At 66.1% G+C, this 17037-nt stretch carries 18 protein-coding genes; 1 reads left to right on the forward strand and 17 read right to left on the reverse strand.

The window, feature by feature from the left end; genetic code table 11:
• Positions 1-52: 52 nt before the first annotated feature.
• The 15 genes from AC3WJI_RS03130 to AC3WJI_RS03200 form a co-directional block, all read right to left on the reverse strand.
• Positions 53-469 carry an endonuclease domain-containing protein gene (locus tag AC3WJI_RS03130; RefSeq protein ID WP_492755784.1) on the reverse strand — a complete coding sequence of 139 codons (417 nt, stop codon included), beginning with the start codon at positions 467-469 and terminating at the stop codon, positions 53-55.
• A gap of 90 nt (positions 470-559) precedes the next feature.
• Entirely contained in the window at positions 560-1183 is a 624-nt protein-coding gene (locus tag AC3WJI_RS03135; protein ID WP_492755785.1) for a PilZ domain-containing protein, read from the reverse strand.
• Between the two features lie 91 nt (positions 1184-1274).
• Positions 1275-1712, reverse strand: a complete 438-nt coding sequence (locus AC3WJI_RS03140; RefSeq protein ID WP_492755786.1) for a hypothetical protein — start codon at positions 1710-1712, stop codon at positions 1275-1277.
• A gap of 10 nt (positions 1713-1722) precedes the next feature.
• Positions 1723-2568: a flagellar motor protein MotB gene (locus tag AC3WJI_RS03145; protein WP_492755787.1), complete on the reverse strand. Its 846-nt coding sequence runs from the start codon at positions 2566-2568 to the stop codon at positions 1723-1725.
• On the reverse strand, positions 2558-2917 hold the full coding sequence (locus AC3WJI_RS03150) for a hypothetical protein (RefSeq protein ID WP_492755788.1): 360 nt from the start codon (positions 2915-2917) through the stop codon (positions 2558-2560). Before AC3WJI_RS03150 ends, AC3WJI_RS03145 begins: the two co-directional genes overlap by 11 nt.
• Positions 2917-3441, reverse strand: coding sequence for a chemotaxis protein CheD (locus AC3WJI_RS03155; RefSeq protein ID WP_492755789.1), 525 nt, complete (start codon positions 3439-3441; stop codon positions 2917-2919). Before AC3WJI_RS03155 ends, AC3WJI_RS03150 begins: the two co-directional genes overlap by 1 nt.
• A gap of 1 nt (position 3442) precedes the next feature.
• Complete coding sequence (locus AC3WJI_RS03160) at positions 3443-3832, reverse strand: response regulator (protein WP_492755790.1); 390 nt, start codon at positions 3830-3832, stop codon at positions 3443-3445.
• Complete coding sequence (locus AC3WJI_RS03165; RefSeq protein ID WP_492755791.1) at positions 3832-4869, reverse strand: protein-glutamate methylesterase/protein-glutamine glutaminase; 1038 nt, start codon at positions 4867-4869, stop codon at positions 3832-3834. Before AC3WJI_RS03165 ends, AC3WJI_RS03160 begins: the two co-directional genes overlap by 1 nt.
• A complete protein-coding gene (locus AC3WJI_RS03170) occupies positions 4866-5744 on the reverse strand; it encodes a CheR family methyltransferase (RefSeq protein WP_492755792.1) in 879 nt (292 codons plus the stop codon). Before AC3WJI_RS03170 ends, AC3WJI_RS03165 begins: the two co-directional genes overlap by 4 nt.
• A complete protein-coding gene (locus tag AC3WJI_RS03175; protein WP_492755793.1) occupies positions 5741-6235 on the reverse strand; it encodes a chemotaxis protein CheW in 495 nt (164 codons plus the stop codon). The genes AC3WJI_RS03170 and AC3WJI_RS03175 overlap by 4 nt, the downstream gene beginning before the upstream one ends.
• Positions 6232-8448 carry a chemotaxis protein CheA gene (locus tag AC3WJI_RS03180; RefSeq protein WP_492755794.1) on the reverse strand — a complete coding sequence of 739 codons (2217 nt, stop codon included), beginning with the start codon at positions 8446-8448 and terminating at the stop codon, positions 6232-6234. The genes AC3WJI_RS03175 and AC3WJI_RS03180 overlap by 4 nt, the downstream gene beginning before the upstream one ends.
• Positions 8445-8810 carry a response regulator gene (locus tag AC3WJI_RS03185; protein WP_492755795.1) on the reverse strand — a complete coding sequence of 122 codons (366 nt, stop codon included), beginning with the start codon at positions 8808-8810 and terminating at the stop codon, positions 8445-8447. The genes AC3WJI_RS03180 and AC3WJI_RS03185 overlap by 4 nt, the downstream gene beginning before the upstream one ends.
• On the reverse strand, positions 8807-9124 hold the full coding sequence (locus AC3WJI_RS03190) for an STAS domain-containing protein (RefSeq protein ID WP_492755796.1): 318 nt from the start codon (positions 9122-9124) through the stop codon (positions 8807-8809). The genes AC3WJI_RS03185 and AC3WJI_RS03190 overlap by 4 nt, the downstream gene beginning before the upstream one ends.
• Positions 9099-9983 carry a flagellar motor stator protein MotA gene (motA, locus tag AC3WJI_RS03195; protein WP_492755797.1) on the reverse strand — a complete coding sequence of 295 codons (885 nt, stop codon included), beginning with the start codon at positions 9981-9983 and terminating at the stop codon, positions 9099-9101. The genes AC3WJI_RS03190 and motA overlap by 26 nt, the downstream gene beginning before the upstream one ends.
• An 81-nt stretch (positions 9984-10064) precedes the next feature.
• The gene (locus tag AC3WJI_RS03200; protein ID WP_492755798.1) at positions 10065-12479 is read right to left on the reverse strand and encodes an HAD family hydrolase; all 2415 of its coding nucleotides are present in this window, start codon (positions 12477-12479) and stop codon (positions 10065-10067) included.
• A 115-nt stretch (positions 12480-12594) separates the two neighbouring features.
• Here AC3WJI_RS03200 and flaF point away from each other — a divergent pair, with 115 nt between their 5' ends.
• Positions 12595-12954 carry a flagellar biosynthesis regulator FlaF gene (gene flaF / locus AC3WJI_RS03205; RefSeq protein WP_492755799.1) on the forward strand — a complete coding sequence of 120 codons (360 nt, stop codon included), beginning with the start codon at positions 12595-12597 and terminating at the stop codon, positions 12952-12954.
• 437 nt (positions 12955-13391) lie between these two features.
• Here flaF and AC3WJI_RS03210 read toward each other — a convergent pair whose 3' ends face one another.
• Both AC3WJI_RS03210 and AC3WJI_RS03215 read right to left on the reverse strand, forming a co-directional pair.
• Positions 13392-14756: a methyl-accepting chemotaxis protein gene (locus AC3WJI_RS03210; RefSeq protein ID WP_492755800.1), complete on the reverse strand. Its 1365-nt coding sequence runs from the start codon at positions 14754-14756 to the stop codon at positions 13392-13394.
• 276 nt (positions 14757-15032) lie between these two features.
• The gene (locus AC3WJI_RS03215) at positions 15033-16895 is read right to left on the reverse strand and encodes a methyl-accepting chemotaxis protein (RefSeq protein WP_492755801.1); all 1863 of its coding nucleotides are present in this window, start codon (positions 16893-16895) and stop codon (positions 15033-15035) included.
• Positions 16896-17037 lie beyond the last annotated feature (142 nt).

Raw genomic sequence — 17037 nt, forward strand, 5'->3', positions numbered from 1 at the left:
GGAATGGGGAACGGGGAGGGGCCTCGGCGAAAGCCGGGGCCTTTTTCTTTTCTTAGCCCTCTCCCGCTTGCGGGAGAGGGTTGGGTGAGGGTGAGTCATGTGCCCGAGGCAGAGCCGCCAATTGGTCGCTGATGGCCCGCAGCACGCCTTCGAGGTTCTCGCTAACTTCGTTGTTCCAGAAGCGCCGCAAAACATAGCCTCGCTCTTCGAGGAAGGCAGAACGTCGCCGGTCGATCTCCGGACCATGTTGTCCGCCGTCCAGTTCGACGATCAGCCGTTTCTCCGCGCAAAGGAAATCGACGACGTAAGGGCCGATGCTTGCCTGGAAACGGAACTTGTAGCCCGCCAACTGTCGATTGCGTACCGCCGACCAGAGGCTGCGCTCCACATCGGTCGCCTCACGCCTGAGCCGTCTCGCATGCGGATTGGTGGGACGAATTCGCGGCACATGTGCTGGGTATCGCAGCACACACCCTCACCCAACCCTCTCCCGCAAGCGGGAGAGGGCTTTTGATCCGCAACGGATCGAATTCATCTTCGTCGGGCTGCGCCCGCCCGCTCAGCTATCCAGTGTGCAGTGTTCGAGCCAGGGGCCGAGATCGTTGTAGGCGATCGGCTCGAGGAAGATCAGTCCGGCCTTGTCCTCGGTCGTCCAGCGCGTCGTGCAGCGGCGCGAGGGGAGGCCGGGGACGGTGAGGATGATCTCGGTGTCCTCGCGCGGGGGCTTGGGCAGGCAGATGCGGGCGCCGCTCTGCGAAATATTCTCGAGCTTCACGTCGATATAGCGGCCGAAGCAGCTGATCCGCGCATCGCATTCGACGTCGAAGCGCGGCGCGCGCGGGGCGGGGCCGCAAAAGCGTTCGAGGCTGGCCTTGGCCTGGGCGAGGATGTGATCGACGTCGATCGCCTGGGCGAACTCGACGCCGGCGCGGCCTTCGCTGCTCCACGCGACGCTGCCCTGTAGCCGGTCGCCGTTGCGCAGCTCGACCGACACCCAGCTGCCATAGCCGAGAGTGTGGTGCGTCTCGAGCATCATGCCCGTCATCGAGATGTTGCGGATCCGGCAGAGATGCTCGGCCGAGCCGCGGCTCGTCAGCTTGCCGACCAGCAGCGTCGTGACGGTGCGCGGGGCACGATCGACGGTGACGTCGGCGTCGGCGGTCTGGATCTGGGTCAGGTGCATGGCTGTCCCTCCTGGTCGATGCGATCCCCTCGCCGCACGATCATCGCACGATGAGAGAAGGGCTGTGACGTCCGTAAAGTTCCGTTCCGGGTCATGCCGGGTTCGCCTGGGTGACCGCGACTTTCCGCAGCACGCCGGCGCCGAACGCCTCGGGTCCGGCCTGCAGGACGACCTTGCGGAACGTATCGAGGTCGGGAATCAGGCCGTCGGGTCCGGCCGCCATCGGCGTGCGATAGGTGCGCATGTTGATCGCGTGGAGCAGCAGCGGCATCCGCGCCTTGACGAACTCGGCCTTGTCGGCCGGCACTTCGAGCTGGACCTGGAACTCGACATAGCCCGACAGGCGGCCATCGGCGAAGACCAAGGGCGCGAGCACCTTGCCTGCGTCGACGAAGCTTGGATCAGCTTCGTCCTGCGCGGCGCCGCTAGCCGGCTTGGGGCCGAGCAGCATCACCGTCGCATAGGCCGCGCCGCCGCCCAGGCCGAGGCCGGCGAGGAGAATGGTAAGCAGGAACAGGATCTTCTTCATCGTCTTTGCCTCAGAACTTGAAGCTCGAGTCGCTGGGCAGCGACGAGGCTTCGGCCTTGAGGACGACGGTGATCCGACGGTTCTCGGGGCGATCGGGCTGGTCGGGATAGACTGGTTTGGTCGCGCCCATCGCCACGATTTCCGAGAAGCGATCGGGAGTCATGCCCGATCCGATCAGCGCCTGGCGCGCGGCGAGCGCACGCTCGCCCGAGAGGCGCCAATTGGCATCGCTCTGAATGCCTCCGGCGCCGTCGGTATGGCCCTCGATCGCGATCTGCGCGCCCGAGGTACCGAGCTTCGAGGCGATCTTCGCCAGCATCGCACGGGCATAGGGATTGAGCTCCGCGGTGTTGGCACGGAACATCGACTGCTGATCGGTGTCCATCAGCGTGATCCGCATCCCGTCGCGGTTCGGATCGATCTGGACATTCTTCTTCTGCCCCGAATCCTGCGGCGACGGATCGAGCGCGATCTGCAGCTCCGAAGCGAGCACGCGCATCGAGGCATCGGGCACGCTGGCGGTGCCGCCGCGTGCCGCACCCGCGACCGCGGCTTCGCTGGTCGGCGTGCCGTTGGCGCTGGTATTGTCCATCGCATTCTTGCGCGAACGGCCGCCCGCACCTGCGGCATTGCCCTGGAGCGGCGTCTGCGGCGCGGTCTCGCCGAGCGTCGGCGTGAAATATTGGGCGAGGCCCTTCAGCCGCTCCTTGTCCGGGTTGGAGATCAGCCAGAGCAGCATGAAGAACGCCATCATCGCGGTCACGAAGTCGGCATAGGCGACCTTCCAGGCGCCGCCGTGATGTCCGCCGACGACCTTCTTGACCTTCTTGATGACGATCGGGCGTTCATTCGTCATCGGTAAAACCGATCCACTTGCCCGCAAGCGCGTCGCGCAGGCGTTCCTGAACCTCGGCGAGGCGGACATGGCTGATCGCGCTCAGCGAATCCTCGCCGCCGGCGATCCGCTCGAGCAGGTTGGCGCACTCGTCGCTATGCTGGATGAGATAATCGAACGACTGGAGCTGCTCGATATGCGCATGTGCGAACGCCTCGTCGGCGACGAGCACTTCGGCCAGCCGCTCGAGCGTGTCGCGGATCTCGCGCAGCTCGCCCGCCATCACGCTGTGCAGCGCGCCCGAATAGGGGTCGAAGCCGGGCAGCGGCTCGGCCGACACGGGCTCTGAAGAAACGGGCAGGCACGACATCAGAAAAGCTCCAGGTCTCCGCCGACGGGCGGCAGGGCAACGGGGACGGGCGGACGATCGGGGACGCGATCGGATACCTTGGTGCAGCGGCTCTTGCCTTCGTGCGGCAGGAACTCGACCTTGCGGGCCGAAGTGCCGCCGACATCGCTGTGCGCGATCTCGATGCCTTCGTCCGCCATGAAACGCTGGGCGAACGCCGCGTTCGCGGTCCCGATGCCGCCAAGGCCCGAAACGATGTTGCCGCCGCCATAGATATGGGCCCGCAGCCGGTGGCGCATCGCGCCCTTCGCCATCATTCCGTTGATCAGCAACTCCATGGCGTGCACGCCGTAGCGCTGCATGTCACCGGCCGAGACGCGGTGGTCCGCGCTCGGTTCGCCGAGGAGGAAGTGGTTCATCCCACCCACCTTGGCGACCGGATCATAGAGGCACGCGGCCACGCAGCTGCCGAGCAGCGTCGAGATGACGACGTCCGGATCCGCCATGATCGCGTTCTCGCCCTGGACGATCGAGACCCGGCGCATCCTAGGTCAATTCGCCGAAGACGCGCTCGATCTTTTCCTTCAGCGCCGCGGGCGCGAAAGGCTTCACGACATAGTTGTTCACCCCGAGGGCCGCGGCCTTCTGGACGATCTCCTTGTCGGCCGAGCCCGTGAGCATGATGAACACGGTCTTGCCGATCACGGGATCGGTGCGCACGGCTTCCAGGAACTGAAGGCCGTCCATCTCGGGCATGTTGAAGTCCGAGATCACCAGATGAACGCGATCGGTCTTGATCGCGGCCAGAGCCTCCTGGGCGCCGGCCTTGTCGCGGACATCCTTGAAGCCCAGATCCTGCAGCGCGCGACGGATCATCGCACGCATACTGGTCTGGTCGTCCACGACCATAACCTTGATTGCTGCAGCAGCAGGCATCAGACGCTCCCAACTTTCTCACGGCATGCCTTGAGGATCGCCTCAGGCATGGCAGACAGACCAACTTCCTTCTCGACCGCGCCGACCTCGACCGCCGCGCGGGGCATGCCCCACACGACGCAGGTGTCGCGGCTCTGGCTGAGCGTGCGGGCACCGGCCCGACGCATCGCCAGCAAACCTTGGGCGCCGTCCTGACCCATTCCGGTCAGGATCGCCCCCACTGCAGCGGCGCCGAGCGGCGCCACCGAGCGAAACAGCACATCGACCGAAGGCCGATGTCCGGTGACCAGGTCACCGGGACGCAGTCTGATGCGTCCGGCGACCCCGCCGGAGAGCTCCATGTGCGTCTCGCCCCCAGGTGCAATATAGACGGTTCCCGGCTGGACCGTCGCACCTTCCGTAGCTTCCACCACGCGGACGCGACATTCTGCGTCGAGGCGCTGTGCGAAGCTGCGGGTGAAGCTCGCCGGCATGTGCTGAACGATGAGCACCGGCGGACAATCGGCGGGCAGAGCGGGCAGCAGCGAGAACAGGGCCTCGACGCCGCCGGTCGACGAACCGATCGCGATCAGCTTGCCGGTGGCGCCGCCGCCGGCGACGCTCGGCTGCGGGGCCAGGCGGGTCGGTCCGGCGCGGACGGCGGAGCGCGCGGCGGTCTTGACCTTTTCGCAGAGCAGCGTGGCGTCGCGTTCGATATCCTCGGGCGTGCCGCTCGGCTTGGTGACATAGTCCACCGCGCCGAGGCGCAGCGCCTCGATCGTTACTTCGGCGCCGCGCGCGGTGAGCGTCGAGCACATCACCACCGGCATCGGCCGAAGGCGCATGATCCGCTCGAGGAAGGACAGCCCGTCCATCCCCGGCATCTCGACGTCGAGCGTCAGCACGTCGGGGTTGAGCTGCTTGATCATGTCGCGCGCCGCGAAAGGCTCGGGCGCCATGCCGACGACTTCGATCTCGGGGTCGGCCGAAAGCATGCGCTTCAGCGTCGCGCGCATCGAGGCACTGTCGTCGACGATAAGGGTACGTACCGGTCTCATCCCCGGGTCTCCGGCTTGGCGTAAATGGTATGGCCGCACGACTTCATCCGGCTGGCAGCCGGCCCGATCAGTCGCTCGGAATGGCCGATGTAAAGGTGACCGCCGGGCGCGAGCTGGTTGACGAAGCGCTCTTCCAGCTCCTCCTTGGCGGGGTCGCCGAAATAGATCATCACGTTGCGGCAGAAGATCACGTCATACTGCGCCTTTAGCGGCCACTTCTCGAACAGGTTCAAAACCCGCGCGGTGACCAATTGGCGAGCCTCGTCGGCGACGGTGAAGCCACCCGGCGCCGGGCGCATCCACGCGCTGCGATACGGCTCGGGTACGCCAGACGCGACGTTGTCGGCATAGAAGCCGCGCGCAACCGACTCCACGACGTGCGGCGCGATGTCGGTCGCGAGCAGGCGGACATCGGCGGAGCGCAGCCACTGCGCGGACGTGCGGTCCGGCCCGAGCAGGCACATCGCGATCGTGTAGACCTCCTCGCCCGACGAGCATCCCGCCGACCAGATCCGCACCGGGCCCTGCTTGCGCTTGAGCGCCGGCAGGACGTGCTGACGGAAATGATCGAAATGGTGCGGCTCGCGGAAGAAATGCGTGTGGTTGGTGGTCAGCGCCACCACCATCGCATGCCGTTCCTGCGCGTCCGACTGGACCATCGCGACATATTCCGAGAACCGGCTGAGGCCATGCTCGCGCAACCGCCGCGCGAGGCGGGACTGGACCAGCGTGGTCTTGGCTTCGCTCAGCTCGATCCGGGCGTCGCTGTGCATGATCGCGGCGATCGCGGCGAAGTCGCGGGGCATGAGCTCCGCATTCGCTGCAGTCATCGCGTTGCCGCCGGCGAGCGCCGCGGCGCCCCCGGCGGGGCTCACGCTGCGAGATCCAGATGCTTGGTCAGGCTCAGCGCCTCGAGATCGAGCAGCAGCACCATCGTGCCGTTCTCGTCGCGGGTGCCGTCCTTGGCCCGCGTGCTGATGCGCACCAGGCCGTCGATCACGCTCGATTCGATCGTCTCGACCTCGGGGGCCGGCTGGATGTCGCTGCGGCTGATCCCGACGATGTCGTTGACTTCGTCGACCAGGAACCCTGCCTGCTTCCCCGCGATGCTGACGACCAGGATGCACGAGCGCGCATGCAGCACGCTCGGTTCCCAGCCCAGCCGCTCGGCGAGGCCGACGACGGGGATGACGTTGCCGCGCAGGTTGCTCACGCCCTTGATGAAGGTCGGGACGTTGGGCAGCGGGGTGGGCTCGTCCCATTCGCGGATCTCGATGAGCGCACCCATGTCGATCCCGAAGGTCTGCTTGCCGAGCGTGAAGGTGACGATCTTGCAGTCGCTCGCGGTTTCAGTCTTGCTGGTCATGCGGCCATTCCTTTGGCGGTGTAGCGGTTGGCCGAGGCGACGAGCGCCTCGATGTCGAGGATGAGCGCGATCGAGCCGTCACCGAGGATGGTGGCGCCGCCCAGGCCGCGGATCGGGTGGAGGTTCTGGTCGAGGCTCTTGATCACGACTTCGCGGCGATCATCGATCGTATCGACGACGAGGCCGACCTTGCCGTGCTCGCTCTCGACGATCACGACCAGCGAGTCCTCGACCTTGCGATCGTCGTTGAGGCCGAAGATCTCGGTCGTGCGCTTCACCGGCACATATTCGCCGCGCATGTCGATCACTTCGGTATCGGGCGACGTGCGCTTGACCTGGCCCGGCTCGGGCTGGACGGTCTCGAGCACGTGCGCGAGCGGGAGGACGAAGCGCTGGCTGGCGAGCCGGACGATCATGCCGTCGAGGATCGCGAGCGTCAGCGGCAGGATCATCGTGAAGGTCGTGCCTTCGCCGGGAACCGAGTGGATCTCGACCCGCCCACCGAGCGCCTCGACGTTCGAGCGGACCACGTCCATGCCGACGCCGCGACCCGAAATGTTCGAGATCGTCTCGGCAGTCGAGAAGCCCGGGGCGCAGATGAGCTGATCGATCTCTTCGTTCGACAGCACCGCGTCGGGCGAGATGATGCCCTTCTCGATGGCCTTGGCCTTGACGCGCTCGCGGTTGATGCCGCGGCCATTGTCCTGGACGCGGACGAAGATCCGTGCGCCCTTCTGCTCGGCCGAGAGTTTGATCGTGCCCGCGGGCGACTTGCCCGCGGCGATGCGCTCTTCAGTGCTTTCGAGGCCATGATCCGCGGCGTTGCGGATCATGTGGGTCAGCGGATCGCCGATCTTCTCGATGACGCCCTTGTCGACTTCGGTCGTCTCACCGACGGTCTCGAGCTCGATCGTCTTGCCGGTCTCGGCCGAGAGGTCGCGCAGCATGCGCGGCACGCGGCTGAAGGCCTGCTTGATCGGCTGCGCGCGCAGCGACATGACGTTGTCCTGGATCTGGCGCGTGAGGCGCGCCAGTTCCGGCAGCTCGACGCGCTGGCGGTCGGCGGGCGACAGCCGGTCGGCGAGGATCGAGTTGCGGATCACCAGCTCGCCGACGAGGTTGAGCAGCAGATCGAGCTTCGACAAGTCGACGCGGATCGTCTGCGAGGCTTCGCTCGCGGGCTTGGGCGCCGCGCTCTCGGTGACCACCGGTGCGGGTGCCGGCGTCATCGGGGTTGCGGCGAGATCCGCCACCACCTGCTGAACCTGCGCGGTGAGGTCCTCGATCGTGGCCGTCACCGGCACGAACGGGATCAGGTCCTCGGACGCCGCCTCGGCCGCGGGCGCGGCTTCGATCACGGGAACCGGGATGAACGCCGGGGCAGGGGCCTCGACTTCGTTGCGGGTCACTTCGATCAGCGAGTCCGGCGCGACGAAGTCGAAGCAGTCGTCGATGTCGCTCTTCGGCACTTCGCCCGGCATGCTGAGCGTCCAGGTGAAATAGGCGTCCTCGGGATCGAGCTCGCGCAGCGGCGGCACGTCCGACACGTCGACCGATTCGATCGTCGCACCGAGCGTTTCGAGCTCGCGGATGAGGAGCATCGGCTCGGCCGCGTTGGAGAGCGCGGCACGCGACGGCTTGAAGCGGATCGTCCAGCTCGCGCTGCTCGCCGCGGGTGCGCCAGGCGTGTCGAAATCGTCGAGCGAGAAGGTCACCGGAGTGAAGCCGAACTCGTCCTCGGCCGGCGCGGCCGCTACGGGAGCAGGAGCAGGAGCCGGGGCAGCGGCAGCGGCAGCCGGGGCAGGTGCGGCGCCGTCCTCGAACACGCCCTTGTCGGCGAGCACCTTCTCCAGCGCGGCGAGCGCGGCGGCGTCGTTGGGACGCGGCGAGAAGCCCTTGGCCGCCTCGACATGGTCCGACAGGATGTCGAACGAGCTCAGCATCACCTTCACGACGCCCGGCGTCGGGGCAATCTTGCCGGCGCGCACTTCGTCGAGCACGTTCTCGAACTTGTGCGCGAACGCAGTCAGATCGGCATGGCCGAACGCGCCGGCGCCGCCCTTGATCGAATGGACCGCGCGGAACACCCCGGCGATCGTCTCGGCGGAGACGTCGCCGGCCTGCATGGCCGACAGGCCCTGCTCGGCGGTGGTGAGACCCTCAGTGCATTCTTCGAAGAAGATTGCCTGGATTTCGTCGAGTTCGTCGCTCACGGGCACACGCGGCGGATCGCCGCCCCCAGCTTGGTGGCCTCGAAGGGCTTGGTGATCCAGCCGGTGGCGCCGGCCGAGCGGGCGCGCTGCTTCTTCTCGTCCGAGAATTCGGTCGAGAGGACGAGGATCGGGGTGCCCTTGAACTGCGGCAGGCCGCGGACAGCCTCGATCAGCTCGAAGCCGTCCATCTTGGGCATGTTGATGTCGGTGATCAGCAGGTCGGGCTGCACTTCGTGCATGCGCTCGAGACCGTGCTCGCCGTCATTGGCGCTCTCGATCTTGTAGCCCTGCGCGGTAAGCGACGTCTTGAGCAGCATGCGCATGCTCGCCGAGTCATCGACGGTAAGGATCAACTTGCTCACTGGACGTCTCCGGTATCGAGGCCGATCGCGGCCGCCAGACGGCAGCTGGTGACGCGATTGACAAAGGCTTGGCTGGGATTGGCGATGCGGAAGCCCTGACCGTTGGCCACCGCCTCGTTGCGCGCGGCGACGAGGAGCTGGAGCACGGCCTGGCCGACGCTCTCGACCTCGGACGCATCGACTTCGATCGTGTCGTCGAGATCGGCGGCGAGGACGAAGCGGACGCGCAGGTCTTCCGCGGTGACGGTGGTGCCGTGCGCCGGCAGGCGCAGCGCGCGGTCATCCGCCTCAGGCAGTTGCAGGGTTGAGTCCATTTTTCGCCTCGTCGAGTGCAGTTTCGAGTTGCTGGAAGGTCGGCGCATAGGCCGACGGCGTCATGCGGCGCGCGATCTCGATCGCGACCTGAACCGGCTGGTTCTGGGCGTAAGCGACGATCGCGGTCTTCGCGATGAAGAAGGGCTTCGAGTCCGCCTCGATCGTCTCCATCAGCTTCGCGGCGAGCGGACCCACCACGCAATAGGAAAGGAGCACGCCGAGGAAGGTGCCGACGAGCGCGCCGCCGATCATCGCGCCGAGGATCTCGGTCGGCTGGTCGATCGAGCCCATCGTCTTGATGACGCCGAGCACCGCGGCGACGATGCCGATGGCGGGCAGACCGTCGGCCATGATCTGCAGCGCGTGCTGCGGACCGGCTTCCTCATGGTGATGCTTCTCGATGTCGGCGTCCATGGCCGCTTCGATCTGGTGCGGATCCTCGAAGCTGACCGTCATCATCCGCAGATAGTCGCAGATGAACTCGATCAGGTGATGGTCCTTGAGCAGGCGCGGATAAGGCGAGAAGAGCGAGCTTTCCGCCGGCGTGTCGAGATGCGGTTCGAGCGCGGTGGCGCCGCCCTTCTTGAAGGTCGACAGCACGCCGAACATCAGCGTCAGCAGATCCTTGTAATCCTGCGCCTTCCACTTGCCGCCCTTGAAGGCGCGCATGATGCCGCCGCCGGCCTTCTTCGTCGTCGCCATCGAATTGGAGACGAGGAACGCGCCGACCGCCGCACCGACGATAGCCACCATTTCATGCGGCAAGGCATGCATGATGATCTCGAACTTGCCGCCCGAGATGATGAAGCTACCGAAGACGCAGCCGAGGATGATGATGAAACCGACGCCGTTCAGCATGGCACTGCCACTTTTCTTTCTCTGGTATTTCCAGAATTATAGGAAGGATTTGGCCGGTCGCGTTGCCGCGGTCCGATTTGTTCAGGCCGCCTGCTGATCGCGCATTTCGGGGGTGGCGGGTTGGAGTGCGGCCTCGCGCCTGGCGATCGGACGGAACACCACGGCGAGCACCATCTGGCGATCGTCGCGACGCGGCGGCGGCGGCACCATCATGAACGCGAACTCGTCCGCGCACTTGAACAGATGCGGTGCGGCCTGCTCCATCCCTTCGAGCGAAGGCAGCGCCTCCGTCTCCTCGATCTCGCCGAGCATCTTGTCGGTCAGGAAGCTGTCCACCGGCATAAAGCTCACGCTGTCGACCTGGACGTAGTCGAACAGCTGGCCGAACTGGACGCCGACCGAGTATCGGCAATCGCCCACCGGGATCGGCGCCATGTAATAGCCGTCGTGCGTGGGAGTCGCGGTGACGTTGCCGGTCGAGACCTCGCGCCCGTCCGCCACGATCAGCGGCAGCGAGATGGTCTGGTCGATGAAGTCGGCATATTTGAGCCCCAGCCCGAAGCGCTTATGCGCAAGCAGGCTGAGCTTGAGCGCTAGGCCTTCGCCCTGCAGCTCGGCGGGCAGATACATGCGATTGGCCCCGTTCATGTAGAACAGGCCGCGCTGGCGCAGGCCCTTGCGGGCGATCTCGCTGTCGAACAGCGCAACCGTGTTGTCCACGCCGAGGTTCACGTCATGCTCGAACTGGCTGAGCACCGCGAGCTCCTCCGCCACCGGCATGTACATCAGCCGGCCGAGCACCGCAGCGGCGCCGCGGCGCCACATTGCCGCGTCATTCGCCGACGCGCTGCGGATGACGACATCCGCCTGCGTCCGGCCGAACCGGATCGCGCCGGCCTGGATCCGCTCGCGGATCGCCGACTGGCGCGATTTGATGCTGTTGCCCTTTCGGATCGACGTGCCGTCGACGGCATAGTCGACCACCGAACCCTGCGCCGCGGTGCAGAGCTGCTCGAGCACCGACACGTTAGTGCAGAGCGCTTCGAGCGTGTAGGCGTCGTAATGGTCGTGGCCGATAAAGCCCTTCTTGTCGAACCCGCCGCGGAACTGCTCGCGAAGGAGCAGATAGCGGCCGGCGACGTGCACGCCGAGACTGCGCACGAGCAGCGCTTCGACGGCGTTCTGGACCGAGCCGTTATAGCCGAGGTCAACGAGCATAAGCGTGTCGCCCGGAGCGGGATCGACGACGCGGCGGACGTGCGCCACCAGCCGCTCGGCAAATGCCGTCGACGCCTTGACGATCTGCCGGGTACGCGCCGGCGTAGCGATCATGCGCGCGAACGCGGCCTGGCGGGTCGCCAAGTCGGTGCGAGGCAGCTTGGCGATGATCGACTTGATTTCATGGGCCGGCAGAAGCAGCTGCTTCGCGACCACCGCCGGGTCGGTCTCAGCCTCGCCCTCGACATAGCGCCGCACCGCCTGCGCATCGCTGAACGACGCGGCTGCGGAGGTGAAGCGGCTGATCTCCAGCGCATGGCCGGCCTGGCCGCTGCTCGCTTGGTACATCAGCTGCGGCAGGTGGCCGTCCCGCATGAGGAACACGTGATGGACCTTGCCGCCGTTGCGGGCGGCGAGTTCCGTGGCCTCGTCGGCCAGCCAGCGGTCGAAGCCGTGCAGCACGGGCCCGAGCGTCGCGAAACCGAACGCCTCGATGGGATCGGTGATGACCGGCTCGTCCGCCGCGAGCGCGGCGCGATGCGGCTGATAGGAGAGGGCGATCTCGGGCGCCATCGGATGCAGCATCGTGCCGACCGCGGCTTCGAGGCGCAGGCGCTGCTCAGTGCTCTCGGCGAACTGCTTGAGGTGCAGCGTATGCACGCCGAACGGGGCAACGCCGCCGACGTCCGCATTCTTATTGTCGCCGATGTGAAGGATCTGCTCCGGCTTGACCGGCAGGGCCTTGAGCACATGCTCGTACAGCCCCTGGGCCTTTGCCTTTCCGTAGGTGGCCGAGCAGAAGACGCGGTCGATCATGTCGGCGACGTCCTTGCCAGCAGCGGCGGCGATCAGGCCGCGCAGCTGTTCGGGGTTGAGATAGGTGTCGCTGACGATGATGATCTGAAGATCGCGGGCTTTGGCGGCGCGCATCAACGCGACGGTCGGGCGGAACGCGAAGCAATGCGCGGCTTCGGCATCGAGCTCGTTCTGGATGCCGAGTGCGCGCGTGTCGGCGCTGCCATTGGGCAGCAGCTCACCGTAAATTTCGTCGATGGTGACTTCGCCGCGTTGCTCGCGCAGATCGGCGCCCATCCGGGCGCGCTCCTCGGCCCATTGGCGCTGGGTCACCGTGGTTTCGGACAGCGCACCGAACAGGTCCTTGGGCGCATGCGTGTCGCGCCACAGCAACGTGTCGAAGCAATCGAGCGAGAGCATCTTGATGCCGTCGCGCCCATCGAGGGCGCTCGGCAGGGCATGCGGAAGAATGAAGTCGGCCAATGCAGTTTCCCTGGAAAAATGCGCCCCGCATCGGTGGACGCATGATTCTTATAGGAAGCGCGAAGACCAGCTCGGCAAAATCTTCCTAGAATGAGGGGACTGCAAAGGAGCCCGCATGACTCTCACTGCCTACCAGAATGCCCGGAGCCGGGCAGAAACGCCGCGTGCCGCCGAATTCCGGTTGATGAGCCAGATCACCGGCGAGATGATGGACGCCGAGACCGCCGGTTTGAAGGGCGCGATGCTGATGGCACCGCTGCACCGCAACCGCGAGATGTGGTCCGCCTTCGCCACCGATTGCGGCGCGACCGGCAACGGCCTGCCCAACGAGCTGCGCGCGCAGATCATCTCGCTGGGCCTGTGGGTCGAGCGCTTCACCAGCGACGTGGTCGCCGGGCGCGAGCCGATCGGCGAGCTGATCTCGCTCAACCGCACGATCATGGAAGGCCTGCGCGGCCAGCGCCTCGCCGCCTGAGCGCAACTCTCCGGATCACAAAGGGCGCCGCGGGAAACCGCGGCGCCCATTTTTTTTGGGGTTCCCTGGCCCGGTTTCTGCCGGACATCCCTCTGAAGCCTCTCCCTTTCCGCTGAGGGGGCGGGGTGGGACCCGGCCGTCTCACTGAGATCAGCGCCAAGAGCGCGGACCGGCCGTCGTTCCTGAACCAGCTTTGATCGTGGCGGCGAACCGTCCGCTCGCGACGTAGGTGCGCTCGTACCTGTCGGGCTCCTGCGAAAGCAGGAGCCCAGGGGAGCGATATACCGAAGTAAACTGGCTCCTGCTTTCGCAGGAGCACGGACCGAACGACGGGACTTCGAGACTGCGGAAATCACTACCGTACCAAGTATGCCCGACCACGCAAAAGGGACGCCGCGGCAATGCCGCGACGCCCCTTTTACCGCGCGAAGTCGCGCTTAGAACGAAGCCCAATCGGAGCCGGCGTCGACCGTCGCGGCCGGAAGCGCCTTTACCGGCGATACATACGCCTTGGGCTTGGGTGCAGGCGCGGGTGCAGCCGGTGCCCGCCGCGGCGTGTGCGTCGCCCGCAGGGATGCGCCCGCGCCGCCGATATTGAACCGCGACGCCTGCTCGCTGAGCGCGGCGACTTCGCCCGACAAATTGCGCGCCGCGGCCGAGGTCTGCTCGACCATCGCGGCGTTCTGCTGGGTCGACTGGTCCATCGTGCCGATGGCGATCGAGATCTCGGTGATCGCGGTCGACTGGGCTTGGTTGTCGCTCGCCATCTGGCCGAGCAGCGCATGGACCTCGCCGACGTCGCCCGAGATGTCGGCCAGCGCGCCATCGACCTTGTTGACCATCTCCACCGCCGCGACAATGTCGGTCTGGGTGGCAGTCAGCTGGTCGCGGGCACGGGCGGCTTCTTCTTCCGAGCGCATCGCGAGTGCGGAAACGAGGTCGGCGACGACCGCAAAGCCGCGGCCCGCCTCACCGGCGCGGCCGGCTTCGACCGCCGCGTTCATCGCCAGGACGCGGGTCTGGAAGGCGATCTTGTCGAGGCCCTCGATGACGCTGTCGATGCCCTTGGCGCCGTCGGCGACGCGGCCCATTGCCTGGACGGCCTCGTCGGCGATCGCGCGGCCGGCCGAGACTGTGCCGATCGTGCCGTCGGCACGCTCGACCGTGCGGCCTGCGGCCGCCGCCGTCGCCTTGAGTCGGCCGTCCATCTGGGTCACCGCCGCCGAGGTCTGCTCGAGACTTGCGGCATTGGCTTCGGTGCGGCGGGCGAGATCCTCGGACGCCGTGGCGATCTCGTTCGAACCGGTATGGATCGTCGAGGCGCTTTCGGTCACCGAGCCGATCAGCTCGCGCAGCGCGGCGAGCGCCGAATTATAGTTGGTGCGGACCAACGCATAGCTCGTGGGGAAGCCTTCGCCGATCTCGGCGGTGAGGTCGCCCTTGCTCAGCCGCTCGAGCTGGCTGCCGAGCCGCTGGACCGCTTCGTCCTGCTCCTGCGCGAGGCGCTGCTGTTCGATTGCGGCGTCGCGGAAGCTGAGCATCGCCTTGGTCATGCGGCCGACGCAATCCTTATAGTCGTCGAACTGAATCGGCGAGGTGAGATCCCCCGCGGCGAGGCCTTCCATGCGGACCACGGTGGCAACATAGGGGTCGACCACGGCGCTGCGATAGCGTGCGCACTGGACGGCGGCGCCGCCGAGCAGGACCACGACGATCGGCACGGCGATCATCGTCGGTGCGAACAACGCAATGATCGTGGATAGCGCCATCACCGCGAGCAGCGAGTTGAAGGCGATGGTCATCTTTTGGCGAATGGGTGCAACGGACTGGAACCAGTGCAAGGTACGTCTCCTATTGCCGGCTCGTCGGCGTTTGCGACCCGAAGTGCCGGTCGCCAGCTGTGCAGGCACAGACGGCTCGATAACCCTGTTATAGGACACGAGCCGGACACATCCGCCGGAACCGGGAATTTAGTTACGTAGATTTACCCAGCATTCTACATGATTTGGCCGCCGACGACGAGGAAAGGGCGCCGCGGCAATGCCACGACGCCCTTTTCTATAAGTCTTTACAATGTTTTAGAACGAGGCCCAATCGTCACCGCCGGCCATCGCGGTGACAGGGAGCGCCCGTACCGGCGAGACATAGCCCGAGGCCTTTTCCATTTTAGCCGGGGCGCTCGCCCGGACCGCGGCCGGACGCACGCCGCCGACGTTGAACTTCGACGCCTGCTCGCTGAGCGCGGCGACTTCGCCCGACAAATTGCGTGCGGCAGCCGAGGTCTGCTCGACCATCGCGGCGTTCTGCTGGGTCGACTGGTCCATCGTGCCGATCGCGATCGAGATTTCGGTGATCGCAGTCGACTGGGCCTGGTTGTCGCTCGCCATCTGGCCGAGCAGCGTATGGACCTCGCCGACGTCGCCCGAGATGTTTGCCAAAGCGAGATCGACCTTCTGAACCATCTCCACTGCCGCGACGATGTCGGTCTGCGTGGCAGTCAGCTGGTCCCGTGCACGCGCGGCTTCCTCTTCCGAGCGCATCGCCAGTGCCGAGACGAGGTCGGCGACGACCGCGAAGCCGCGGCCCGCTTCGCCCGCGCGGCCTGCCTCGACCGCCGCGTTCATCGCCAGGACGCGGGTCTGGAAGGCGATCTTGTCGAGACCTTCGATGACGCTGTCGATGCCCTTGGCGCCGTCGGCGACGCGGCTCATTGCCTGGACGGCCTCATCGGCGATCGAGCGGCCGCCCGACACGGTCGACATCGCGCCATCGGCACGATCGACGGTGCGGCCGGCGGCTTCGGCGGTCGCCTTGAGACGGCCATCCATCTGCGTCACTGCGGCCGACGTCTCCTCGAGGCTGGCGGCATTGGCTTCGGTGCGGCGGGCGAGGTCTTCCGAAGCCTGGGCGATTTCGCCCGAACCTGTGCGGATCGTCGCGGCGCTCTCCATCACGGTGCCGATCAGGCTGCGCAGCTCGCGCACCGCAGCATTGAAGTTGGTCTTCACCGATTCGTAGGTCGGGGAAAATGCCTCGTTGATCTCGATGGTCAGGTCGCCCTGGGCGAGCTTGCCGAGATTGGCCTCGAGCGTATCGACGACGCGCTTCTGATCGGCATCGGCGATCTTCTTAGCCGCCTCTGCCTTGTCCTTCTCGACAGCGGCCTCGCGGAACACCAGCACGGCCTGGGCCATCGCGCCGATTTCGTCGCCGCGCCCAATGCCAGGCACCTCGGCGGCGCTGTCGCCTTCGGCGAGAGACTTCATCCGGCCCTGCAGCTCGGCGATCGGCGCGGTGATGCCGCGCCGCGAAACGAGCAGGCCGATGCCGATCGCGATCGCGATCGCGACCAGGCTGACGGCGAGCATCGTCGTCGCGGTGGTGCGCGCGTCTGCGCTCAGTTCATTCGAAAGCTTCTGCGCATCCGCGACGTCGTCGTTGTTCGCCTTGACGAGCTCCTTCGAGAGCAGTTCGAGCGCGGTATCGACTTCGGCAAGGATAGCGCGGGCAGCCTCATTCTCGTCGCGCATACCGTGCGCGATCGCTTCCTGCGCGCTCTTGTGGATCGCTTCGGTCTTGCCGCGGTACGAGTCGATCTCGGCAGTCATTTCAGGATCGATCTGCTTGATCTCTTCGTACACTTTCACTGCATTGTCGAAGGCAGTGCGCTCCTGCTCGGCGGCGGCGCGGGCCCCGTCCGATCCCCCGGGATAGGCCATGACGCGATAGCTCGCATACAGCATCTGTGTCACGAAGCGGTTGGCGCGCGCGAGCTTGGTGGTGATCGGGAGCCGCTTGTCGACCAGTTGTTCGTACGAACCGTCGGCGCCGACCAGCGCACGCGAGCCGTAAATGGCCACGCTCAGCGTGATGAGGCCCAGCATGAGCAGCAGGCCCAGGATCTTGGTGGGAATTTTGATGCGGGCAAGGAGGTCCGCCATAATAAACCCTTTTCTATCAGGCGCGCGCCAGCAGTCGCCGACACGATGAAGTCAGGTCTATTATAGTAAATTCGCGTAAATACCGGGACTTAGACCGTCAAAAAAGCATCCGTAATTTTCCGGAGTGAGCGAGTGGCCTGGT

It is taken from the genome of Sphingomonas sp. FW306-1B-B10E, from assembly GCF_058782005.1.